The sequence below is a fragment of the Sphingobium nicotianae genome, assembly GCF_018603885.1.
GTDB classification, from domain to species: Bacteria; Pseudomonadota; Alphaproteobacteria; order Sphingomonadales; family Sphingomonadaceae; genus Sphingobium; species Sphingobium nicotianae.
Genome location: NZ_JAHGAW010000014.1, coordinates 1 through 23,623, shown reverse-complemented (window position 1 = coordinate 23,623; position 23,623 = coordinate 1). Strand labels below are relative to the sequence as shown.

General features: G+C 64.0%; 21 protein-coding genes. 9 read left to right on the top strand and 12 right to left on the bottom strand.

What is annotated here, in order from left to right; all coding sequences use genetic code 11:
• Positions 1-28 precede the first annotated feature (28 nt).
• Complete coding sequence (locus KK488_RS18905; protein ID WP_214625272.1) at positions 29-2,362, top strand: EAL domain-containing protein; 2,334 nt, start codon at positions 29-31, stop codon at positions 2,360-2,362.
• Positions 2,363-2,415: 53 nt separating this feature from the next.
• On the opposite strand, the gene KK488_RS18900 is transcribed toward KK488_RS18905, so the two are convergent.
• On the bottom strand, positions 2,416-2,685 hold the full coding sequence (locus KK488_RS18900) for a GlsB/YeaQ/YmgE family stress response membrane protein (RefSeq protein WP_214625271.1): 270 nt from the start codon (positions 2,683-2,685) through the stop codon (positions 2,416-2,418).
• Between the two features lie 64 nt (positions 2,686-2,749).
• Positions 2,750-3,124: a response regulator gene (locus KK488_RS18895; RefSeq protein WP_214625270.1), complete on the bottom strand. Its 375-nt coding sequence runs from the start codon at positions 3,122-3,124 to the stop codon at positions 2,750-2,752.
• A 148-nt stretch (positions 3,125-3,272) separates the two neighbouring features.
• Between KK488_RS18895 and KK488_RS18890 the strand changes: the two genes are divergently transcribed.
• Both KK488_RS18890 and KK488_RS18885 read left to right on the top strand, forming a co-directional pair.
• Positions 3,273-4,280, top strand: a complete 1,008-nt coding sequence (locus tag KK488_RS18890; protein ID WP_214625269.1) for a ligase-associated DNA damage response exonuclease — start codon at positions 3,273-3,275, stop codon at positions 4,278-4,280.
• A 3-nt stretch (positions 4,281-4,283) separates the two neighbouring features.
• Complete coding sequence (locus KK488_RS18885; RefSeq protein ID WP_214625268.1) at positions 4,284-5,864, top strand: cisplatin damage response ATP-dependent DNA ligase; 1,581 nt, start codon at positions 4,284-4,286, stop codon at positions 5,862-5,864.
• 18 nt (positions 5,865-5,882) lie between these two features.
• Here KK488_RS18885 and KK488_RS18880 read toward each other — a convergent pair whose 3' ends face one another.
• From KK488_RS18880 to KK488_RS18860, 5 genes are all read right to left on the bottom strand, one after another.
• The gene (locus KK488_RS18880; RefSeq protein WP_214625267.1) at positions 5,883-8,012 is read right to left on the bottom strand and encodes an AsmA family protein; all 2,130 of its coding nucleotides are present in this window, start codon (positions 8,010-8,012) and stop codon (positions 5,883-5,885) included.
• Between the two features lie 54 nt (positions 8,013-8,066).
• Positions 8,067-8,627 (bottom strand): ATP-dependent Clp protease proteolytic subunit, encoded by a 561-nt coding sequence (locus tag KK488_RS18875; protein WP_349356936.1) that lies wholly within the window; start codon positions 8,625-8,627, stop codon positions 8,067-8,069.
• Between the two features lie 87 nt (positions 8,628-8,714).
• A complete protein-coding gene (locus tag KK488_RS18870; protein ID WP_214625266.1) occupies positions 8,715-9,302 on the bottom strand; it encodes a sigma-70 family RNA polymerase sigma factor in 588 nt (195 codons plus the stop codon).
• Entirely contained in the window at positions 9,289-9,462 is a 174-nt protein-coding gene (locus KK488_RS18865; RefSeq protein ID WP_214625265.1) for a NepR family anti-sigma factor, read from the bottom strand. The genes KK488_RS18870 and KK488_RS18865 overlap by 14 nt, the downstream gene beginning before the upstream one ends.
• 135 nt (positions 9,463-9,597) lie before the next feature.
• The gene (locus tag KK488_RS18860) at positions 9,598-10,101 is read right to left on the bottom strand and encodes a Dps family protein (protein WP_214625264.1); all 504 of its coding nucleotides are present in this window, start codon (positions 10,099-10,101) and stop codon (positions 9,598-9,600) included.
• Positions 10,102-10,290: 189 nt separating this feature from the next.
• Here KK488_RS18860 and KK488_RS18855 point away from each other — a divergent pair, with 189 nt between their 5' ends.
• The gene (locus KK488_RS18855; RefSeq protein ID WP_214625263.1) at positions 10,291-11,877 is read left to right on the top strand and encodes a CHASE domain-containing protein; all 1,587 of its coding nucleotides are present in this window, start codon (positions 10,291-10,293) and stop codon (positions 11,875-11,877) included.
• On the opposite strand, the gene KK488_RS18850 is transcribed toward KK488_RS18855, so the two are convergent.
• The gene (locus KK488_RS18850; protein ID WP_214625262.1) at positions 11,870-12,658 is read right to left on the bottom strand and encodes a response regulator; all 789 of its coding nucleotides are present in this window, start codon (positions 12,656-12,658) and stop codon (positions 11,870-11,872) included. The two genes, KK488_RS18855 and KK488_RS18850, sit on opposite strands and share 8 nt — an antisense overlap.
• A 363-nt stretch (positions 12,659-13,021) precedes the next feature.
• Here KK488_RS18850 and KK488_RS18845 point away from each other — a divergent pair, with 363 nt between their 5' ends.
• The 3 genes from KK488_RS18845 (at position 13,022) to KK488_RS18835 (ending at position 15,217) form a co-directional block, all read left to right on the top strand.
• Positions 13,022-13,405 (top strand): hypothetical protein, encoded by a 384-nt coding sequence (locus KK488_RS18845; RefSeq protein ID WP_214625261.1) that lies wholly within the window; start codon positions 13,022-13,024, stop codon positions 13,403-13,405.
• A gap of 379 nt (positions 13,406-13,784) precedes the next feature.
• Positions 13,785-14,597, top strand: a complete 813-nt coding sequence (locus KK488_RS18840) for a hypothetical protein (protein WP_214625260.1) — start codon at positions 13,785-13,787, stop codon at positions 14,595-14,597.
• Positions 14,598-14,644: 47 nt separating this feature from the next.
• Complete coding sequence (locus KK488_RS18835; RefSeq protein ID WP_214625259.1) at positions 14,645-15,217, top strand: DsrH/TusB family sulfur relay protein; 573 nt, start codon at positions 14,645-14,647, stop codon at positions 15,215-15,217.
• Between the two features lie 32 nt (positions 15,218-15,249).
• On the opposite strand, the gene KK488_RS18830 is transcribed toward KK488_RS18835, so the two are convergent.
• From KK488_RS18830 to KK488_RS18815, 4 genes are all read right to left on the bottom strand, one after another.
• The gene (locus KK488_RS18830; RefSeq protein WP_214625258.1) at positions 15,250-17,409 is read right to left on the bottom strand and encodes a CHASE2 domain-containing protein; all 2,160 of its coding nucleotides are present in this window, start codon (positions 17,407-17,409) and stop codon (positions 15,250-15,252) included.
• Positions 17,410-17,412: 3 nt separating this feature from the next.
• Entirely contained in the window at positions 17,413-18,750 is a 1,338-nt protein-coding gene (locus KK488_RS18825; protein ID WP_214625257.1) for a FecR family protein, read from the bottom strand.
• A 2-nt stretch (positions 18,751-18,752) separates the two neighbouring features.
• Positions 18,753-19,436 carry a response regulator transcription factor gene (locus KK488_RS18820; protein ID WP_214625256.1) on the bottom strand — a complete coding sequence of 228 codons (684 nt, stop codon included), beginning with the start codon at positions 19,434-19,436 and terminating at the stop codon, positions 18,753-18,755.
• Positions 19,437-19,561: 125 nt separating this feature from the next.
• Positions 19,562-20,857 (bottom strand): sugar MFS transporter, encoded by a 1,296-nt coding sequence (locus KK488_RS18815; RefSeq protein WP_214625255.1) that lies wholly within the window; start codon positions 20,855-20,857, stop codon positions 19,562-19,564.
• A gap of 306 nt (positions 20,858-21,163) precedes the next feature.
• On the opposite strand from KK488_RS18815, the gene KK488_RS18810 reads away from it, so the two are divergent.
• Together KK488_RS18810 and metK are read left to right on the top strand one after the other, a co-directional pair.
• Positions 21,164-22,363: a hypothetical protein gene (locus KK488_RS18810; protein WP_214625254.1), complete on the top strand. Its 1,200-nt coding sequence runs from the start codon at positions 21,164-21,166 to the stop codon at positions 22,361-22,363.
• Between the two features lie 58 nt (positions 22,364-22,421).
• The coding region (gene metK / locus KK488_RS18805; RefSeq protein WP_214625253.1) for a methionine adenosyltransferase at positions 22,422-23,623 on the top strand (1,202 nt) is incomplete at its 3' end.

The following is a 23,623-nucleotide window of genomic DNA, read 5'->3' as shown; positions in this document are numbered from 1 at the left end:
GCGGTCCGTTCCGCCGAGAGTTTGGACCATGTTTCGATTGCGCCTATTGGCGAGCCTGACGAAAACGGCTCGCAGCCTCGTGCTTGGCACGGCTTGCCTGATCGGGCTTGCTGTAGCGCTGGCCGGTGCCGGCCGCGATATTGACAATCGGGTCCGTGCAGCCGGCTACGAACATTTCCCCAAGACGCCGAGCGGCGACATCGTCCTCGTGCTGATCGACACACCGAGCATCAAGTCGCTCGGCATCTGGCCCTGGCCGCGCAGCCGTCACGGTGATCTGATCACAGCGATCGATCGCGCCGGGGCCCGTCGCATCGCCGTCGACATCATCTTCGACCAGCCGTCCGCAGATCCGCGGCAGGACCAGCTTTTCGCCCAGGCCCTGGCCCAGACCAAGGCCGACATCTATTTCGCGGCCCTGCTCGGCAATCTCGCCAATGGCGAGGAGAAACAGGAGGCGCTGCCAAACGCGACCTTGCTTCCTTATGTGACCCCGGTCAGCATCTGGGTACAGAGCGACGACGACCAGTTTCACCGCCACACCAGCCTCACCGCGCCCGTGCTCGGTCAGACGCTGCCGATGATGTCGCAGGCGCTCGCGGGCACGCACTATGCCGATGCGGGCAAAGTCCTGATCGATTGGGCCTATTGGCCGCGAAGCTTTCCGTCGATCTCCTATGCGGACGTGCTCGCAGGACGGTTCCCCAAGGATTTTTTCCGGGGTAAGAGCGTCCTCATCGGTCCGGATGCATTCGGCCTGGGCGATCAGATCAGCGTACCTGCGCACAAGAAGATCGCCGGCATGTATGTCCAGGCCGCCGCCGCGGAGACGCTCCATGCCGGGCGGCCGATCGAGTTAGGCGACTGGCCCGCCATCTTGACCGCGCTGCTTCTCGTGAGTGGTGCGATGCTGCTCAAGCCACGCTGGCGCTATGGCGCCTTGGCGCTGAGCCTGTTCACATTTGCCCCCGTGCAAATTCTCGTCGAGCATTTCTCGATCATCAGGTTCGATATCGGCGCGGCAAGTCTCGCCACGGCCGCCGCTCTGCTCACTCAGGCCTTTCTCACCATGGCCCAGGCAATGCTCGACCGCATCACCAAGTCCGCAGAGGCAGGTCTGCCCAATCTCGCCGCGATGGAACTCGATGAGCGCAATGATGGGGTCATGGTCGTCGTGTGCCTGCGCAATTATGTCGAAACGACAGCGCTGCTCGGCTTCGCCGCGCAAGGCAAATTGCTCAACAAGATCCGCGATCGCCTGATCCTCGCGGCCGGCCATGAGCGCATCTACCAGATCGACAATCACAGCTTCGCGTGGCGCAGCAAGGAAGACGTGCCAGAGGTCGTGGCCAGCCTCGAGGGTCTGGAGGCGCTGTTCGCACCCGGCGTGCAGGTCGAACAGCTCACCGTCGACATCACCCTGAACGCCGGCTTCTGCGACGAGACCGCGCTGTCGGTAGAGGACGCCCTGCCCAAGGCGGTCATGGCCGCGACCAACGCGATCAATCGCGGCATCCTCTGGGAGCGCTACGAGACTGACGAGGACGAAGTCTTCTGGAAACTCTCGATCCTCAACGAATTCGAACAGGCACTGGGCCGTGGCGACGTCTGGGTCGCCTATCAGCCCAAGCTCGATCTCCACTCCAATGCGATCACCGGTGCCGAGGCGCTGATCCGCTGGATCCATCCCGACCGCGGCTTCATCCGGCCGGACCGCTTCGTCCGCGCGATCGAGGACGCCGGTCGCATCGACAAGCTCACGCTTTACGTGCTTGAGCGCGCCATTGCCGATTTCGCGCCGCTTGGCCTCTCGGTAGCGGTCAACCTGTCGATGCGGATGCTCGGCAAGAACAAGCTTGAGGCGCCGCTCCGCGACCTGCTTGAGACCTATGGCATGCCCGCCGAGAAGCTTACGCTGGAAATCACCGAGTCCGCGACCATGACGGATGATCAGGGCATGGCCGAACTGGAGAGCCTGCGGGCACTCGGAATCCTCATTTCAATTGACGATTATGGCACCGGCCAGTCGACTCTGTCCTATCTCAAGCGCCTGCCAGCGTCCGAGCTCAAGATCGACCAGAGTTTTGTGCGCCAAGTGCTGACCAGCCGCTCCGACGCGGTGCTGATCAATTCCACGATCAAGCTCGCGCATGAGCTCGACATGCGGGTCGTTGCGGAGGGCGTGGAGGATCAACAGGTGCTGGACGCTCTGGCCGGCATGGAATGCGACATCATCCAGGGCTATCATGTCGGCCGCCCCGTGCCGCTCGCCGAATTTGTGAGCAAGCTGCCTCATAAGATCACGTCGGCGACCGTGGCCAAGACGGCAGCGCCCAGACGATCGAGCCGCAACGCTGCCTGAATGGGAAAGGACGCCGGCCCTCGCCGGCCCGGCGCCCCGACCATCAGAAGGCCTTAGCGGATACTGCCCCGACGAATGAGATTGACGGCGGCAAGTAGGACCACTGCACCGAGCAGCGACACCACGATCGTGCTCAGCGAAATGACACCGGCGGTGACTGGCGGGGTGCCAAGCACCGGCGACAGCAGAAGCCCAGCCAGCACCGAGCCGACAATGCCGACGACGATATTGAGGAAAATACCTTGCTGCGCGTCCGTGCGCATGATCAGGCTTGCAAGCCAACCAATAACGCCGCCCACGATCAAAAGAATGATAATACCCATGATCTGCCTCCTATGCTATGTTGTCATAGAATAGCTGGTGCAGACGTTAGTTCCGATCGGGGGATTATTCGGAGTTCGGTTCATCGCTCAAGAGGTGTGCCAAGTCCTCGAAGCCATAGGGCTTCTTGAGTATCATCGCATCGCCATAAGCCTCTGGAAGAACCATTTCATCTCCCATGCCGGTCGCAAAGGCGAACCGGACACCGTCCCTAGTCAGGCGCTCAGCGATGGGCAGGCAGTTTTCGCCTTCCCCCAGATTCACGTCGAGAATGGCGAAATCGAAGGACGTCGTCTCGATCAGCGCCAGGGCGCCGGCAAGAGAGGCAGCGACCTTTACCTCCGCAACGCCGAGATCAAGCAGCAATATCTCCGTATTCATCGCGATCACGGCATGATCCTCGACCAAGAGGACCAGCGATGGAATGGAACTTGGTGGCATTGGAGGCGGTTTGCCATCGGCCAGCCGCGGCGTCCATGGAAAGATGATCGAGCGATGAGCTGAGGTTCCCAGCCCTCGACACCGGCCTGCGGCAATCCTACCTTGGACCGACCATGCGCCATCGCAAGCCCCCAAGGCAAACGCAGTCATGAGTAACGGTCTCGGCTGGCTACGCGCAGAGAAGCAGGGCATCTATCTGCCGGAGGTCGACTGCTGGATTGATCCCTCGATCCCGGTCGGCAAGGCGCTGGTCACACATGGTCATGCCGATCATGCGCGCGGCGGGCATGGCCACGTCATGGCCACCGCGCCGACGCTTGCAATCATGGCACTGCGCTACGGCGAGCAGTCGAGCCCCAGGCCGGTCGATTATGGCGACACCGTGTCGCTTGGCGACGGCATCACCGCGACCTTCCTACCGGCTGGTCATGTGCTCGGTTCCGCGCAGATCCTGCTGGAACGGGCCGGCGAGCGCGTGATCGTCACGGGCGACTATAAGCGCCGCCCGGATCCGACCTGTGCGCCCTTCGAACCGACGCCCTGCGACATATTGATCACCGAGGCGACGTTCGGCTTGCCCGTTTTCGTCCATCCGCCGATCGCCTTGGAGCTGGACAAACTGGTTGGCGCGCTGGTCGAGCGGCAGGATCGCTGCGTGCTGGTCGGCGCCTACGCACTCGGCAAGGCGCAGCGGATTATCGCGGAACTGCGCGCGCGCGGTTTCTCCGACACCATCTATCTGCACGGCGCCATGGAGAAGATGTGCGCGCTCTACGAGGCGCATGGCGTTCCGCTCGGGCCACTGGCGCTGGTCGCAGACACGCCACTCGACGACCTCAGGGGCAAGATCGTCATCTGTCCGCCCTCCGCGCTCGGTGATCGCTGGACCCGGCGCCTGCCCGATCCGCTTCAGGCCTTCGCTTCCGGCTGGATGCGGGTGCGCCAGCGCGGGGTACAGCGCGCGATCGAGCTGCCTTTGGTCATCTCGGATCATGCCGACTGGGAAGAATTGACCAGCACCATCGTCGAACTGGCGCCGCAGGAGACCTGGATCACCCATGGTCGCGAGGATGCGCTGGTGCATTGGTGCGGGCTGCACCAGATCCGAGCACGCGCGCTCGATCTGGTGGGTTATGACGATGAGGATGAGAACTGAGACATGGAGCGCTTCGCCGCCCTGCTCGATCGCCTGATCTACACGCGCTCGCGCAACGACAAGATCGCGCTCGTCGCCGCCTACCTGCGCGAAACGCCCGATCCGGATCGCGGCTGGGCACTGGCCGCCCTGACCAGCGGATTGAACTTCCCGGCCGTCAAGGCATCCACCATCCGCGATGTCGTCGCGACCCGCGTCGACCCGCTGCTCTATTCGCTGTCGCGCGATTTTGTCGGCGACACGGCCGAGACGGCGAGCCTGATCTGGCCACGCCAGCCGAGCGACAAGCCGCCGCCCACCGTTTCCGAGGCAGTCGAGACCATGGCCGGCATGTCGCGCTCAACGGTCATCGCCGAGCTTTCCCGTCTGCTCGACCGGTTGGAGGCCGACGGTCGTTTCGCGCTGCTCAAGATGGCGACGGGTGCGCTGCGCATCGGCCTCTCCGGTCGCCTCGCACGCACCGCTTTCGCTCGGGCGTTCAATCTCGACGTGGACGAAGTGGAGGAGCATTGGCACGGTGCAAAGCCACCCTATGCCGACCTGTTCGCCTGGGCCACGACACCCGAGGGACAGAAGCCGGCTATCGATCCCCTCGCCTTCAAGCCCTTCATGCTCGCGCATCCGCTGGAGGAGGGCTCACTCGATCTCAAGGCCTTTGCGGTCGAATGGAAGTGGGACGGCATCCGCATCCAGCTCATTGGCGATGGCAGCTCCACGAAGCTGTTCAGCCGCGGCGGCGAGGAGATAAGCGGCGCCTTCCCGGAGATCGCCTCCGCCTATAATATTCGCGCGGTGATGGACGGCGAACTGCTGGTGCGCGGCGACGTCCAGGGCGGCGAGGCAGGGAGTTTCAATGCGCTCCAGCAGCGGCTGGGGCGCAAGAAGGTCACCAGTGCAATGCTGGACGAATTTCCGGCGTTCGTGCGACTTTACGACCTGTTGGTCGAAGACGGGGACGATCTGCGCGCCCTCCCCTGGATGCAGCGCCGTGCGCGGCTGGAGCGGGCGATCGTGCAATTGCCGCCGGATCGCTTCGACCTTTCGCAAGTCATCGAGGCGTCGGATTGGGAAACACTCGTCCAGCTGCGCGATGACGCGCGCACCCAGGCCTATGAGGGCCTGATGTTCAAGCGGCGGGACAGCATCTATTCCGGCGGGCGCAAGGTCGGCCTTTGGTACAAATGGAAGCGTCAGCCGCTCGCGGCCGATTGCGTCCTGATGTATGCCCAGCGCGGCTCAGGAAAGCGATCCTCCTATTATTCCGACTATACCTTCGGCTGCTGGACTGCTCCCCCCGATCAGGGCGGTGAACTGCTCCCGGTCGGGAAAGCCTATTTCGGCTTTACCGACGAGGAGCTGAAATGGCTCGACGCATATGTCCGCAAGCACACGGCCAACCGCTTCGGCCCGGTGCGCGAAGTCGAAAAGACGCTCGTGCTGGAAGTCGCGTTCGATTCCATCCATCTCTCCAAGCGCCACAAATCGGGCCTCGCGATGCGCTTCCCCCGGATCGCGCGAATCCGAACCGACAAGCCGGCCGAGGAAGCCAATCTGATTGCGGACCTGATGGCCATGGTGAGCTAGCCGCCCAGTTCCAAAATTTCAGCGCCTATCCTCGCGCTTGGACGGCGTACCGTGGCCGACATCGTCGCGGGGCTTGCCCTTGGTCGTGCGCTGCGCGGTAGCCTGAGCCCCGGCCAGAACCGGCCCGCAGGCGGCGGACTTGGCATCACCCACGTCGATGAAGGCAATGATTGCGGCCAAAGGCGACGCTGCCACGCCAAGGCCGAGGCTCAGGCCAGCGCGAGCAAGCAGTTCCGGCGAGATGGGATTAATGCCCGGCTTCGCGAAAAAGCCGTTCACGCCAATGGGCGACTGGCCGGAGAAGAGACTGAACTTCTTGCCGTCCGCGCGCACGGCGAGATCGAGGCGCTCATCGCGGAAGCTGAAGGCGCCGCGGCCCAACATGACATTCTTTTGCGTGTCGATCAGGATCGGGTCGGCCGACGCGATGCCGTCACGCACGGTGAAGGCGATGAGGCCGCAATTGATCTGCACCGGCTCGGTCAGCTTCTTCTCGAACATCTTCTGGATGAACACGCCGATGTCGAGCTCGGCGAGCTGGACGTTGCGCGTCCACATTGAGCCCTTGGGCAGGATGACGGCTATCCGGCCATTCGATGTCGCCAGCGACTTGCGCACGGTGTCACCCTCGCCACTCATCTTGACGCGCGCATTGATGGTGCCGCTGGTGCCGCTCTCCTCGACGCCCCAGCGACCGAGCAGCTTGCCCATCGGCGTCGGCGAGAGTCGGATGTCGTAATCGGTGTGGACAGGCATCCGCCGGGCATTGATGGCGATGTCCGACCAGACATGACCGCCGGCCATGTCGAAGGTCAGAGGCGAGAGCTTGAGCAGCGACTTATCGAGGTCAAGTGCCAGCGCGATGTTCGAGATGGGCAAGTTCTGCCCCATCACATCGCGTACCTTGTAATGCACCTTGGCATCGAAGCGCTTGATCGCCTCCACACGCAATGGCGCGTCGGGCAGGATACGCGGCGTGCCCTGCACCTGCTGGACCAGGCCATTCGCACCCTTAGCCTCGATCCGCTGCGCATTATAACCGACGAACGGCGCGATATCGATCATATGCAGATGCTGCGTGGCGAGATCAGCCTCGATCAGCAGTCGGTCGTTGGGCATGGTGATCGTCATGTTGCCGTTGAGATCGCTCTCACCAAACACGCCGCGCAGCCGCGCGAACTTCCAAGCCTGATCGATATAGGTGACATCTGATTTGAACCGATAGGAGCGCGTGTCCGGCACGGCGACGCCGAGGAAATCGAACAGATCTGCGAGGTTAGTGCCATACACGGCCATGTCCAGCCTGGCGCCTTCCAGCTGCGTGGGGGCATCGAGCGTGCCCGTGACGTCGAGATAGGCGGTTGCCGACCGGCCGTGCAGCGCGAACTTGTTCTCGCCGCCCGCCACAGTCGCGTTAGGCGTGAGCAGGCTGCCGGTCATCGTGAAGGGCGACGCTCGCATCCGGCCGGTGCCGGTGAAAGTGATGGCATTGTCGATTGCCCGATCGCTCGCGAGCACCGTGTCGATCTTGACGTCGGTGTAAAGCTGCAGGCGCGGGTCCTCGTAATGGACCTGCGAGCCGCTGATGATCGCGCGCCAGATGCGCGGCAATTCGAGCGGCTTGCCCTTCCTGTTGGGGTCGCCAAACGTCCAGGTGTTGCGATCGCCCTCGCGCGACCAGCGCAGGTCGACCGTTCCGCCTTTCAACGCGAGCGCCTTGATCGTGCGATTGCCGAAAATGAGGCGGCGGGTCGAGATGCGAGTGTCGATCACATCCGCCTTGAAGAAAGAACCATCCTGCTTCGCCCAATCGGGATTGGCGACAGTCAGCCCCTCGGCATAGAATTTGAGCGAGAAGGGCGCGAAATAGAGCTGGAAATCGCCTTCGACTTTCACGTCGCGGGACAACAGCGATGTGGCGAAACGCTCGGCGGGATGCTTCAGGAAGCGACCCTTGGTGATGTAGAGGATCAGCCAGGCCGTGAAGAGGATGAGCAGCGCCCAGGCAAGGATGCGAACCGGCAATGGCAGGCGCTGCCACCGCCGGTGCGCGCGGCGCAGTCTATTCCGGCGGCGCGGATCGACACCTGCTTCCCAGAGGGGCTCGGCCTCGGTGCGCGCGTCGCTCGTGAACTCCTTGGGATCCATGGGCGGACAACGCCTCAGCCGCCGGCCGGTTTCCCCACTGGCCGCGCGGCGCCGTCAGATTACGTCAAGAACAAGGCCCAAACGCATCGCTTCCTCGGCATCGAGATACCAGTTGTGCGGCGCCTTCTGGCGCACATCCTCGATCGGAATATTGGACTGGACAATGAGATTGGCGAAGCCTTCCTCCTCGATGCGGATCGACTCTTCGATCTCGTTGAGCGTCGCGCGCAATTGATCGGCGCAGGCGCGCAAGGGTCCGCCGAGCTCGACCGTCTTGTGCAATTGCCGCTCGTGAATAAGGATGCGCGTCCCGTGCGTGAGGAACCGGTTCTCCCGGCGAAAATAGCTCATGAACGTCGCCCCGGCGGAATAGACGGCCACCTTTCCGAGGAAGAGCGCATTATTCCCGGTCTGCTCGCCGAACAGGCGAATATCCTCGCCCATGACCCGCGCGACTTCCGGATCGCCGCCAAGCGTTGTCAGCGCGATCACGATTTCGTCCGCCGGCGGATTGTTCATGACCGAACGGAAGCTGTTGTACATGGCGAGATCGACCGGGCCATTCAGGCGGATGTGCGGATAAGCGAGCTTGGGATATTGACTGAGACTGGCCACGGAGGGGGATCTGCCTGCGATTAAGGGAAGCCGGCATCACCACCGGTTCCCGCACAATGCGCGGGACCGGAGGCGGTTCCTCGCTAGTCAGCGGTGATGGGCGACGCGATCCAGCTCTTCGAGCATCTCGGTATGATCGACCGACTGCGTCTTGAACTTGATTCCGCTGGTTCCGTCGCCGGTCAGCATGTCCTCGAGACTGCGGCGCGCGCGGGCGACGCGACTCTTCATCGTGCCGACGGCGCATTGGGCAATGTCAGCGGCTTCCTCATAGCTGAACCCGCCCGCGCCGACGAGCAACAGCGCCTCGCGCCGCTCGGGGGATAGCCGCATCATCGCAGTGCGCAGATCGCCCATGTGGAGGCCATCCTCCTGGCCGGCCGGCTGGCTCAGCAGTTTCTCGGCCATGTCGGGATCATAGTCTCCGCGGAAGCGGTTGCGCCGCGCTTCGCTGAGATAGACGTTGCGCAGGATGACGAACGTCCAGCTGCGCATGCTCGTGCCGGGCTGAAACGAATCCCGCGCCGCCCACGCCTTGAGCATGGCTTCCTGGACGAGATCGTCGGCATAGTCCGGGCGACCGCACAAGCCGCGCGCGAACGCGCGAAGATGCGGAAGCACCCGTGTCAATTCGACCCGAAAATCGAAGCCTTGGGGTGTGTCAGCTGCCGTCACTGTTCGTATCCAGCTTCTTCAGGAGGTCAACGAAGTCGTCGGGCAATTTCTCATCCACCACTTCGTCATACATGCGCCTGAGGCCCTCGGCCCAGACGGGCTTGGCGCGAGCCTTGCGCTCGGCTTGCTTGCCATCCGGGGACTTGGGGTTGCTGGACATCCCCCTACTTGCCCTCTCGTGCGCGAGATTGTCGAGTTGATATTCCACGGTCAGACGAAAAGCCCCTCTGCTTCAATTGATACGCCTGCGTCACGCGCGACCAGGCCGGTTTGATGCGCCCCCTTGTCATGGCGATCACGAGGCAATGGCACGCAACATCCATACGTTCTGCTCGTGCTGGCCGATGCGTGCAGTGAGCATGTCGGCCGTGAAGACATCGTCGGCCACAGCCGCCAGCCCCACCGCCTTGCGGAGGCGGCGCGCCACTGCCTCATTATCCTTCACCAGCGCCTGGATCATGGCTTCGGCCGTCGCGATCGTCGCCTTGCTCTCGACCACGCTGCGATCCGCATAATCCCCGAACGCTGCGGGAGCGATATGACCGAGCGCGCGGATTCGTTCGGCAAGCGCATCAATCGCTGTGCCAAGATCCAGATATTGCGTTTCAGTCAGCTTGTGCAGCCCGTAGAAATTCGAGCCAACGACATTCCAGTGAACGCCAAGCGTCTTTAGATATAACGAGAAACTATCAGCGAGCGCATTTGCGAGTTCCTCGGCGACCGCGTCCGTGTCCGCGCGCGCAAGACCCGTGTCGGTCGACACGTCCTCAGGCTTGGACTGGAGCGCGATATTCGCCATGAGGCTTCTCCCCGATAGAGCGTTGGACGGGATTGGAACGAACTGGGAATGAAAGAGTTCCAGCGGTTGGGAGGCATAAACTTGGCGGGGGCGATGAAGGGGCGGAAATTGGGCGAGTGGGCGAAGAGCCGCTTCGATCGGTGGCTTCGCGACTATCCCCGCGCTACACCGATTGGCGTATTCCTATTCATGTTGACCCTGGTGTGTGCGAGCGCATGGTCGGTCGAGCTTGCCACCGCTCGGACCAATCGCGCCGACGCGGCCGCGCAGGGCACGGAGATCGCTGCCGCTATCACTCGCCAGGCGGCCGCCAACAGTGCCTATTTCGAAGCGACCAGCGCACTGTTCGTCAGCGCGCAGACCGTGTCGCCGGAATTTTTCCACCAGTTCGTCGATCGCCTTCGTCTCGATTATGATCTGAGCGGTGTCGCCGCTTTAGGTTGGTCGGAGGCAGTCAGCCGCCGCGATCTGCCTGCGCTGACGGCGCGCATGGCGAGCGAGGGCCATCCCGATTTTCATATCTCGCCAGAGCCTACCTCTCGCGATCAGACGGTCCATGTCATCACCATGCTGGAACCCAGGACCCCCAGCAATCTCACACTGCTCGGCTTCAATATGTACAGCGAGGCGCGCCGGCGCGACGCAATGGACCGCGCGCGCCGGACCGGTGCCATGGCCGCCACCGATCCGATCCAGCTCGTGGTCGATCGCAACCGGAAGACCACGCCGGGGCTGATCGTCTATCTTCCGGTGAATGCCATTAATGGAGACCATCGGTTCAAGGGCTTTGTCTATGGCGCCATCCGAACGCAGGACTTTATCCGCGCGGCCGTCAAATCCGATCTGCTATCGAGCGGTCGTGTCGAGATTTTCGACGCCACCAACGGCGGCAGGGAACTGATCTTTTCCTCCGGTCAAGGCGATGAAGAAACCAGCCGTCCGATTGAGCAGAACCTGTCCGTGTTTGGTCAGCATTGGATCCTGCGCTTCTCCCAGCGGTCTATGCACGGCCTCTCGCCGCTGACGCTCGTGGTGCTGGTCGGCGGCGTGTCCTTCTCGCTATTGCTGCTGGCCTATATCCTGCTCGTCCAGCGGCGGAACGAGGATTTGCAATCGTTGCTCTCGGCGCAGGCTGATCGTGAAACCGAGCGCGCCGCGTTCGTACGCGAACTCAATCATCGCGTGAAGAACTCGCTTTCCAACGTTACCTCGATCATCGCACTCACCCGACGCAACGCCACCGACCTGAACAGCTTCACCAACAATCTGTTGGAGCGCGTGCGCGCGCTCGCCGCCAGCCATTCGCTGCTCGACGGCGCGCAGTGGGGGCCGACCGATCTCAAAGCATTGGTCGAGGCGCAGCTCAGCTCTCACGACCATGCCGAGGACCGGATCCGGATCGACGGCCCCAACGTGCTCATCTCGCCCAACGACGCGCTGTCCCTTGGTTTGGCGCTCCATGAGCTGCTGACCAATGCCATCCGCTATGGCGCCCTGTCCACCAATGAGGGCCACGTCAGCATCCACTGGCATATCGTGGGCGAGGCCGTCTCGGTGCAGTGGGAAGAGCGGGGCGGACCTGCGGCCAGCGAGCCGGCCAAGCGCGGCTTCGGTCTCAATCTCATCGAGCGGGCGCTCGCGCAGGAACTCGGAACCCCGATCACGATCGAGTTTCCGAGCACCGGTCTGCGTTGTCAGTTCTCGATCCCGCTGCGAGCGCCCAAGTCGTTCCGCCTGCGGGCCGACCGGACGGGCGTGGTGTCGCCTCTCACCTGAGCGGAGCAGTCGATCCGAAGAAGATCACCTGGCCGATCGTGGCTCGCACAAAATCGTCGCTGAACGGCTTGGGGATGAGATAGGTCGGTTCGGGCCGCTCGCCGGTCAGCAGGCGCTCCGGGAAGGCAGTGATGAAGATCACCGGCACCGAGAATTTCGCCAGGATCTCGTTGACCGCATCGATGCCCGAGCTGCCGTCTGCCAGCTGAATGTCCGCCAGCACGAGCTCCGGCCGATGAGCGTCGAACAGCGCCACGGCCTGGGCGTGGGTCGTCGCCGTCCCCACCACATTATGGCCGAGCGACGTCACGATCTCCTCGATCTGCAGCGCGATCAGCGGCTCATCCTCGATGATCAGCACATCGGAGCGGCTGCCCGCGTCAATTTCCTCCACCGCGCTGTCGATAAGCGCGGGCACATCCGCTTCCGGGCAATCGAGAATCTCGGCGATCTCGGCCGCCGAAAAATCCTCGACCGAACTGAGCAGAAGCGCCTGGCGCGCGCGCGGCGTGACCAGTTCGAGCCGGCTCGCCACGGTCGCATCCTCCGGCGTGCCTGCACCGGACACTTCCAGTTGAGCACCGGCGCCCGCGTAAATCTTGGTGAAGGCCGCGAACAGACCAACGCGTGTGGAAACCTGCTCGCGGACCTGCGGATCGGCTAGCGCGGCTTCCAGCAGCTCGCGCACGAAGCCATCACCCAGCGACTGCGAGCCGGTGAGGATGCGGGCATAGCGGCGCAAATAGGGAAGCTGCCTGGCGATCAGATCGGAAAGGGCCATGTCGAAGAGCCTCCTTAAGCCTTGAAACGCCCGGTTTTGAGGGCGCGATAAACGGCGGGAAAGTCCCGCGAGAACAGGACGACTTTATGGGTTCCCGGACCCCGCCGACAACAAATTTATTTTTTTCGAGGGCGGGAACCAACCCGTGCGAGGCGCATTTTGGGATCGAAGCTGGCATCCACCTGCCCCCGAGATGTCAGTTCGGCCTGGCCGGTTCCCGACCCTCCTCACCCCCCAAAACGGGAACCGGCCAACTCCTCTCCCATCATGCAGCTGGCAGCAGCAGCCCGCCCTGGCCGTCCGCGGAACCAACCGCAGGCGCGGTCGTTCCCTCGACTGGGGATCCATGACTGCAGACGGAGAATGAGCATGAAACTCTCGGGCCTCAGCGCAGCTCAGCATGCCAACGGGCGCGACGCTATTGGGGCGCTCAAAAGCAGAGCGCAGAGCCTCAGGGAGACCGGTCTTCCCAGAGCCGCCTCTGCCGCCGAAAGTGCGGGTCACGCGATTTCCGCTCTGGCGCTGTCGACGTCCAAGTCCGTCGCGCAATCCCTTCGCGGTCACCAGCCCAGCAACCGTGCGGGCGGTGCGCTGCGACAGGCCGGCCCGCTCCTTCGCGTCGCTGGCCATTTCGCCCGACGCAACCGCCTCCTGCTGGCGGCAGCCGGCGCGACCATTGCGTTGATCGGATATTCCGCCTGGAAGCGCCGGGAGTCCGAGGCAGAAGTGCCGGATGAGGTAAAATGATCTGAAGGAAAATTGCTTCGCGCGGGAACGATTATTCCGCCGGGTCATTCCACCTTGCGATCTGGGACCATCGGGCTATTTTCGATGCTGCTGGCCCGGTGGTGCCAGATCCTCCCTGTTTAGCGCGGCGACCATCCCGCCACTCTTCTCGCGGCCCAATTCGCGTCGCCTTCTTTGCCGGTGCAGATTTTACAAGGCTTGCCGGCCGAGACGTTCTATAGAGACGACCACCCGAGAGGGCACAAGATCGTTCCAGAAAACGGAATGACGGGGGTCGCATGATGAAATGCTCTGGATTTGCGCGCTTGGCGCATCGAGGCTCGTCGCTCCGACATGGCGTCGCGAAGGAAGCCGACAAAACCATCAAATCAGCGTTTTGATGATGCGCGAGATCGTCGTCACACCGCACGTCGATCTATCGGCCGGCGCTGAAGTCGAGGCCGATTTCGCGGCAGCGCACCCCGTATCGCTGGCGGATCGTCTCGCCAGGCGCTTTCTCGATAAGCCCCGGCAGGTACGCCAGCATGCCACCAGCAGCATGTTTCCGCCGCGACCCACCCAATTGGCCCTGCCGTTTGGGAACGGCGCGCCAAACCCGCGGGATGCTGCTATGCCTCTGACCTCGCTCTTTCGCGAGGCGCGCCGGATCGAACCGGTGCTGAGCTACGAACGGGCGCCGCTGGATCAGCTCATTCCCGATACCGCGCCACCTCCCGATGCTCCGTGCGACGCGCTGGTCCTGCCCGGCGGCATCGGGCTCGTCCTCTATGACGGTGCGGGCGGGAGCCTTACCTTCGACTGGATGCAGTGGGGCGAAGCGGCCAATCCGGTCCCGGTAGGGCAGAAGGTCGACGCGACGGTCTGCGCCATGGAACTCGTCAAAGGCGCGCGCGCCGTCCGCAAGCTGGCCCGACACCGGTGTGTGGTGCCACTCACGCGCTATTCGGTGCCGGTTCGGGATCGCGATGTCTGGTCGCACCTGTGGATGTCTCCGGCGCCTGGCCACTTCGCCTGCGTCGCCGGCGTCTGGGCCGCCGCGCCAGGCGAACGGGCGCGCTTCGCGCTGGTTATGGACGGCGGCGAGCCGACGGCGCCGCTACTGCTGTCGGAACGGGATCTCCTGATTTGGCTGCGTTCGCCAATCAAGGACGCGCTTGCCCGGATTGCCCGGCACGCTTCTTCGCCATCCTGATCCTACGCTTGTGCTCGGACCGCTCGGTCTGGCATGAGGATGATACGATGCGCGCACCAGCTTCCCGGAACAGATCGCCCGCAATCCTGCGTCCCGTCGTCCCCCGCCTGATCTGCGCATCGATCCTGACCATGACGGCGTCCTGCACCAGTCACGTCCATCTGAACGCAGGCGCTGCCGGCGCACCGCTCGCCGCTGGGCAGGCCGTGACGATCATCGGCATCGGTCCCGATGGCCCTGCCATCGCCGCGAGGGCGCAGGATGCGGTGATCGCGGCGCTCGGAAAGCATGGCTACGTCTTGGCACCAGATGCCGCCGCGCGCCTGGAGATCGGCATCACCGACCGCCCTGCCTCGACGGGCATCGCGGTGATCGGGGGCGCTGAGTTGTCGGCAGCCAAGGGCAAACGATTCCTGCAATCCTGCAAGGAGCGCACCTACCGCCTCGTCCTGACCTATTACGGCCCCGCCAGCGATCTGCCTGTCACCCGCGCCTGGGCCGAGGAACATCATTGCAGAGCCGCGATCGATGCGAGCATCGAAAATCTCGCCGATAAGGCCGTGACAGCCCTCACCAAGGGATCGTCGAGCGAGACCGGCGGGCGGCGCGCCAGGGATTAGCGCCGGGCCGTGGAACCAGCCGGCGCGCGGGTTCAATCCTCATCTGCCCGAGGCAACATGATCGAGAAGGTCGCACCATAGCCGGGCTCGTGATGATAGGCCGCGGTGCCGCCATGGCGGGTGGCCGTTGCCTGAACGAAGGCAAGCCCCAAGCCAATGCTGACGCGGCCGCCGACATCGCGTCCCTCGGCATAAAGCGCGAAGGGGCGCTCAGCCCTGCCGGGCGGCATCTCCGGACCCGGGCCGGACACGATGAGCCGGGCCCGGTCGCCCGAGCCCACGACGGCGATGTCGACGTGAGCGCCCTCTGGCGCGAACTTGACAGCATTGTCGAGCAGATTGACGGTCGCGCGCAGCAGCATCGCGTGATCGCCCATCACCCAAATCTCGCCCTGATCGGAGCCGTTATCGATGCGGATCGCGCGCTCGACCGAGCGTGGCCAAACCATATCGACCGCCTCGCGCGCGACGTCGCACAGGTCGACCGGCTGTGGCTCGATCGGCCGCCGGCGCGCCCGCGCGAGTTGGACGAAATCGTCGGCGAGGCGCAGTCCGTGGCCCGCATGCCTGCGGATGCGCTCGACCAGCGAAGGCGCGATTTCCCTGCCATCCACAAGCGCGCGTGTTTCGAGCAAGGTAAGGATCGCGGCATGGGGCGAGCGCAGATCATGGGTCAGAAACTGCAGCACTTCCTCGCGCTCGTCGGTCGCGCGCTGGAGGTCGGTCATGTCGGCGAAGCGTACGATCCGCCCGCCGCCAACCAACGGCGCATCCGTCATGATCAGGGTCTCGCCACCCGGGCAACTGATCCGATTGCCGTCGCGGATTGCGCTCGTACACAGATGGGTGACGAATACGGCCAGCGTCTGCCCCTGCGCGCTCCCGCCGAACAGCCGGTTCGCCCCAGCATTCGCCAGCACGATCGTTTCGCGCTCGTCGATGACCAATGTGGCGTCCGGCAGGCGCTCGACCACATCGGCGGTGAACTGTCGCAGCGTGCGCAGCTGGCCGATAATCTCCTGCAATTGCCGGGCCTCATGCGCGACCGGATCGGACATGGTCTCACGCCGCATCGGGCGTGCGACGATGCCGGGCTCCGCCTGCAGGGCCGCCGCCTGCTGCCCGAAAAACTGGCTCATCGCCGCCAGCCGCCGCCAGCCCCAGAGCATATGGACGAGAATGATGCCGAGCAGCGCCGCGCCCGGCGGCAGCCAGAGGTGCGCCAACGGCACGAGCGCAAGGCTTAAGGCCATGATCCCGGCGATCGCGACCAGTGACAGCCGCAGATTCACCGCCGGCCGCAGGCGCAGGAAAGCCACCAGCAGCAGCCAGACGGGCAGCAAGGAGAACAGCGCTAGTATCGCGGCCGGCACCTGGCCGATCGTCCGGCCGGTCAGGAGCGCGTTGAGCAGATTGGCCTGGATCTGCACTCCCGCCATAAGCCCGCCCGCCCCGCTCGGCACCGGATAAATGTCGCCCATGCCGTCCGCCGTGGCGCCGACGAGGACGAGCTTGTCGCGGATGAAGGCCGCCGGCACCTCGCCCCTGGCCACGCTGGAGAAGGACACGCGGCGGAAGGCCTTGCCGTGCGCCATGGGCAGAAGGAAAGGCTGGGCTTTCGGCAGTTGCAGATCCGGCTGCGCGTAGCGGGCCAGCATCGCCGTCATCTGAGGAAACGCGCGGCCGTTGACCGGTGTTTCCGTGTCGGCGGTACGGACCACGCCGTCCTCGTCCTGAATGACCTCCGCGATACCGATGCCCGCAGCCGCGCCGTCCAGCACGGGCGTCGGCCGCGTCACCTCGTCCGTTCGGCGATCGCGCAACACCAGCGCGGGCAGCAGCACCGGCCCTGCGCGCTGCATCGCTGCCGCGACGGCACGATCGTCCTCCGATGGCTCGAGCAGCAACACATCATAGCCGATCGCGCGCGGCCGCGCCGCCGCAAGCCGCTCCAGCAGGGCTCCGTGGACATTGCGCGGCCAAGGCCAGCGGCCCAGATCGCGCAGGCTCCGGTCATCGATCTCGACGATCAGGATGCGGTCATCGGGTGTCCCGGCCGCCCAGCTGGCGGCCAGATCATAGAACCGGTTGTCGAGCGCGCGCGTCCACCCGCCGAGCGCGGCCCAACCGACGAATAGGCTGGCAGCCAGCAGCACCAACAGCCATTCGACCGCGAGGCGACGGTACAGCAATGCCTATTTGCCCTGTGGCGCGACGATCAGCTTCTCGAAGGGCAGCCACTTCTCGGTCATCTCGACCTGCGATCCCTCCATCGCGAATTGCCGCACGCCCACGCGCCAATAATAAATGCCTGGCTCGAAATGGTGCAGTTCCAGGCCTTCATTACCGAGCCCGCCTTCGTCGACGATCGGCAAGGTCGCGGGATCCGCGCGCATCATCTGGAAGCGATAGACGCGCCACCCCTCCCCCGCACCATTCCAGCGGAAGCGCAGGGTGTCGGACGAGCCCTCCGCCGACGCGCTGAGGCCGGTCAGCCGCCGCTTCATCGAATAGGTCTGATAGAGACCTTCCAGGCCGGATTGCGAGATGGCCGTCGCGCGGACGAACCAGTTGCCGTTGGCAATGTTGGCAAAACGCGCGTCCGGCTGGACGACCAGCAGATCGGCAACGACATCGACGAAGCCCGCGTCCTTGCCGATCTGGACATGATAGGCCGACGCCTCCGCGACGGCATTCAGCTGGAGATCGACCTCGTCGTCGATCTGCACCTTGCCGGGATCGACAAGGTCGACCGGCGGCAGCAGCGCCTCCTCCCTGATCTGGCCGTTGGATGCGATCCGCGCGCCGAAGCCCGCCTCGACCGCCTCGCTCGGATCGTTGCCCGCACCCACGCCGACAACGCCTTCCAGCACTTCCGCACTGGTCTGCTCGCCGTCATATCCCACGCGGAAACGCGTGCCGCGAACCGCCGAGACTGCCCGCGGCGTCCGCACGCGCAGGTCGCCCTTGCCTGGACCGAGCGGGGTCGCCTCGGTCTCCGCCTTGCCGGCCCCCACTTCGAGGTCGTAGTCGATCGCGCCGCCGAGCAGGAAACGGCGGAGCTGCCGGATCACGATCCGGCTGCGTGTCGGCAGCGTCGTGCGCGAGCCATTGGGGAGCTCGATCGTCAGGAAGCCGTTGGCGCCGGTCTCCACCGCCGTACCGATCGGCAGGGCCATGCCCGTGCTCACGGGCAATATCCGCGCGCCGTTCCAGGCCCGCACATCGCCGCGCGCGGCGACCAGTCGGGCGCTGAGCAGCTCCACACGCAGCAGCCGGACCGGAATGCCGATGACCTTGCCGACCGGTATGCGGCGCGGATTGGCGATCCGGTTGAGCCCCTGCACCGCACGATAATCGGACAGATGCAGGAAATAGCGGCCAGCCAACGTGTAGAGATTGTCGCCTTTCTGCATCGTATAGGCGAACATGTCCGGCTTCGGCTTGAGAACCGACGGCGCCTTCTGAGCCAGGGCTTCCGGCGCGAAGAGCAGCGCGGCAATGGCAGCCAGCAAGGTCGCCGCGCTACGCAATTTCAGAAGCTTTCGAGTCGATAGCCATATCCGAACACGGTCTGCAGCCGGTAGCCATTGTCCGAGCGCAGCTGCAGCTTGGCGCGGATTCGCGAGACATGCATGTCCAGCGTCCGCGTCGAAAGCTCGGCAACGGACTTCCAGACCGCCTCCATCAGGTAGCGCCGCGACAAGGGCTTGTGGAGATTGGCGAAGAACAGCCGGGCAAGCGCGAACTCCTTGGAGGTGAGCACGACCTGCTCGCCATTCAGTGTAACGGTTTCCTCAAGCCGGTCAAAGACGTAGGGACCATGGGCCTCGACGCGGCTGTCGACCGGTTGTGCGCTCGTCCGCCGCAGCAGCGCCTCGACCCGCGCGGCGATGACATTGGCCGACTCGGGCTTGACGATGAAATCGTCGGCGCCGGCGTTGAGCGCCGCGGCGACATCGTCCTTGTCCGATCGGCTGGTGAGCATGATCACCGGTGGGCAGGTGGGCAGGTTCACTCGCGCCCACGCCACAATGTCCATTCCGGACATGTCGGGCATGTTCCAGTCGAGGATCAGCAAATCGAATGTCTCGCGGCGCAAGGCATTGGGCACGTCCCGACTGCGTGGGAAGGCAACGATCTTGTGGCCGCCTTGAGCAAGCACCTGGGTCACGAATTCGATCGAACTTTCGTCGTCGTCCACAATTGCGATGCGCATCTTCGCTCCCACGCCCCCTCATCTGTCGATCTAGGCCGGAAATAGGGAGTCGTCATGCGATTGGACGCATGGTTACAAACTTTTACACGCTGTTCCACCGCCGCCTTGCGCCACAATGGGACAGCCTACCGCGCCCGCCGCGCGCACCACAGCCCGTATAGCGAGATCACCGCATAGCAGAGCGCCGGCAGCGCCAGCGCAGTGCTCAGGCTGCCGCTCAGATCGGCCAGCGAGCCGGTCAGCGGCGGCACCACGGCGCCGCCCACGATCGCCACGCAGATCACGCCGGACCCTTCCGCCGCTCGGACGCCGAGCCCTTCGCTGGCGAGACTGAAGATGGTCGGGAACATGATCGCATTCATGAGGCCAACCGCAAGCAGGCCATAACCCGCCACCGCCCCGTTGCTCCCGGCGGAAAGCGCCAGCAGACAGATCGCGCCCAGCGCCACGCCCATCAGCACCTTGCCCGGATTGACCAGCCGCAGCACGCCCGAGCCGATGAACCGGCCGACCAGAGCACCACCCCAGTAGAGCGGGATGAGCTTGCCGGCCGCCTGCTCGGCCAGGCCCAGCACATGCGACTGCATGAGATAGGCGACGATCAGCGAACCGATCGACACCTCCGCGCCGACATAAAGGAAAATGCAGGCCGCGCCGAAGCCGAAGCGCGGTCGCCCGAGAAGATCGAAGCTGCGCAGGATCGACCCCTGCCCGCGCGTCTCCTCGGGAAGGCGGTTGCGGTAGAGCCACACCATCGTCGCCACGACCCCGAGCGCCACGGCCAGCCCGAGATAGGCATGCACTACCGCGCGCGTCTCCTGCGTACGATAGGCTTCAAGTGTCGCGCCCGAGAGCTGGCTCGCCGAGACGGCGGCGAGGCCGCCGAGGATCAGCAGCGAGCCGACATAGGGAAAGATCGTGGTCCCCAGCGAATTGAATGCCTGCGCGAAGGTGAGCCGGCTGGACGCCGAGCGTGCCGGGCCAAGCAGCGAGATCAGCGGATTGGCGACCACCTGCACGATCGTGATGCCGCTTGCCAGTACGAACAGGGCGATGAGAAACAGGCCGAAGCGCGCGCTCGACGAGGCCGGAATGAACAGCAGACAGCCCGCCATCATCGTGACCAGCCCGACCACGGCGCCCCGCATATAGCCGACTTTGCGAACGATCGCCGCGCCGGGAATGGAGATGAAGAAATAGGCGGCGAAGAAGGCCGACTGGATCGTCATCGCCTGGAAATAATTGAGGGTAAACAGCTCCTTGAGCTTGGGAATGATGACGTCGTTCAGGCTCGTGATACCACCGAAGACGAAGAAGAGGCCAAAGACGAACAGGCGCAGTTCCGGCACGTCGACATGCGCGCCCGCAGGATCGATCACGGCGGGGTCGGAACTGCTCGAAATGGATGGGTTGAGCGCCACGTCCCCTCTCCTCCTTTGCGGATGTGTCGCCACTCTATCGAGGGAGGCACCGAAAGAAAGGTGATTATGCGCATAGCGACGCTTGCGAGTCGCCGGAAGGAAATCGAGAAATGTCACCTCGTCCTAACGCTTCGCAAAGCGCGCTATTCACAGGAAAACCAGATATTTCCCGCAATGGGCATCCGCCCACCTGCGGCCGGTGGGACCGAATGTGGTTTACCGACAGGACCGCAAAATGTCTTCCCTGCATCCAATGGAGTTGGGCTGCCGAACCGGGCGAGCCGAGGATGAGGAGTTTTGAGAGGTATGGCTTCGACCGAACAGACACTCGCGCCGGCCAAGAGCGCGCCACCGCCGGCCGCCGCAGCGACGGACGAGCCGGAGAAGAACTTCCGCTTCTACGACAATCGCCAGAAATATCTGATGTTCGTGAACACCTGCTCGGAGAAGTGGGTGGTGTCCGAACGTGTCCACAAGGAAATTGAATCGCTCACGCCACGGCCCCCTTCAGTGCGCTTCTTCGACGCGGGAATGGGCGATGGTACTGTGTTGGCCCGCGTCCTGCGCGCCCTGCACCGCAAGTTCGAGCGCTTCCCCTTCTTCATCGCGGGCAAGGAGATCAGCCTCGAGGATGTGCGCCTCACGCTCGACAAGATGCCGGATCGCTTCCTCGAACATCCCGAGATGGTATTCGCCTTCACCAACATCTCTTATTCCGACGCGCCCTGGCTGCACCCGGCCAATCCGGAAGCGGCCAAGAACATGGTCTGGAAGGAAGTCGCGCTGAAGGGCACGACGACCGCCGAGTTCGAGCGGCAGATCCTCGAGCTTCAGCCATTCCTCGCCGAAAAATGGAAGACCAAGGTCAGCGAGAAGACGGGCAGCATGATCCCCGAGACGCCGACCACCGTCATCCTCTATCGCGAGGACTGCAAGTTCCTGCTCGACCAGGTCATTCCCAAGCAGGGCCAGCCGGTCGCGAATTACGACCTCATTCTCGCGAGCCAGCCTTTCCGCCTGCGCGCCGCGACCAGCTTCAAGGCCAGGCGCGTGCTGGCGCCGCTCGCCAAGGCGCTCGGCGTCGGTGGCCGACTGCTCGGCATCCATTCCGCAGGCAATGATCCGGGCATCGAGATCGTCCAGAAGATCTGGCCGGAGGAAGATCCCTTCACCACCTCGCGCCGCGAACTGCTCGATGCGACGCGCGATGCCATGGGCGCGGATGCCGCCAAATATCGCTTCGACCCGCTCCCTAATCGCGAGGCCCTGTTCCGTTACGAGATGCACACCTTGCCCGACGAGATCGATAGCGAGAGCGCGTCGATCGGCACCTCGACTCTGCTCGCCGCCTGGAACGCCGCCACTTATGTGGCGCAGATCGACGACGAGCGCCTCGCCGAGGCGATGAGCAACAGCAATTATCTCGACGCCACCCGCTCCGTCCTCCGCAAGAATGGCGAGCTCTGGTTCAACGACGAGAGCTACATCATCGAGCGGACACGCTAGGCGCTCCGCAAGATTTTTCCATCACAGCCAACCACCCAATCAAAAAGAGAGGCATCCCATGCGCAGTAGTTATTTGTTCACGTCGGAGTCGGTGTCGGAGGGTCATCCGGACAAGGTGTCGGATCAGATATCGGACGCGATTGTGGACTTGTTCCTGTCGAAGGATCCTGAGGCGCGGATCGGGTGCGAGACGCTGACGACGACGCAGCTTGTGGTTCTTGCCGGGGAGATCCGGTGCAAGGGCGTGTACGAGAATGGCGGCTGGGTCGACGGGGCGCTGGAGGAGATCGAGAAGACCGTGCGCAACACGGTCAAGGAGATCGGCTACGAGCAGGACGGTTTTCACTGGCGGACCTTGAGCTTCCAGAACCATCTGCACGCGCAGTCGGCGCATATCGCCCAGGGCGTGGATGCCTCTGGCAACAAGGACGAGGGCGCGGGCGACCAGGGCATCATGTTCGGCTTCGCCTGCGACGAGACGCCGGACCTGATGCCGGCGACCCTCTATTACAGCCACAAGATCCTGGAGCAGATGGCGGCGGATCGCCACTCTGGCGCGGCGCCGTTCCTGGAGCCGGACACCAAGAGCCAGGTGACCTTGCGCTTCGAGAACGGGGTGCCGGTGGCGGCGACCGCGATCGTGGTCTCGACCCAGCATGCGCCGGGCTATGACGAGGGCGAGAAGGAAGCGCAGCTGCACGCCTATGTGAAGAAGGTGGTGGCCGACGTGATGCCGGCGGCGCTGCTCGGCGACGAGACGGTCTATCACATCAACCCGACCGGCAGCTTCGAGATTGGCGGACCGGACGGCGACGCGGGCCTGACCGGCCGCAAGATCATCGTCGACACCTATGGCGGCGCGGCCCCGCATGGCGGCGGTGCCTTCTCGGGCAAGGACCCGACCAAGGTCGACCGCTCGGCGGCGTATATCTCGCGCTACCTCGCCAAGAACATCGTGGCGGCGGGCCTGGCCAAGCGCTGCACCATCCAGCTCGCTTATGCGATCGGCGTCTCCAAGCCGCTCTCGCTCTATGTCGACACGCATGGCACCGGCACGGTGGGCGACGACAAGATCGAGCAGGCGATCCAGAGCATCGAGAAGCTGGGCGGCCTCACCCCGCGCGGCATCCGCACCCATCTCGGCCTCAACAAGCCGATCTACAGGAAGACCGCCGCCTACGGCCATTTCGGCCGCAAGCCCGAGGGCGACTTCTTCTCATGGGAGCGCACCGACCTCGTCGAGGATCTGAAGGCAGCGCT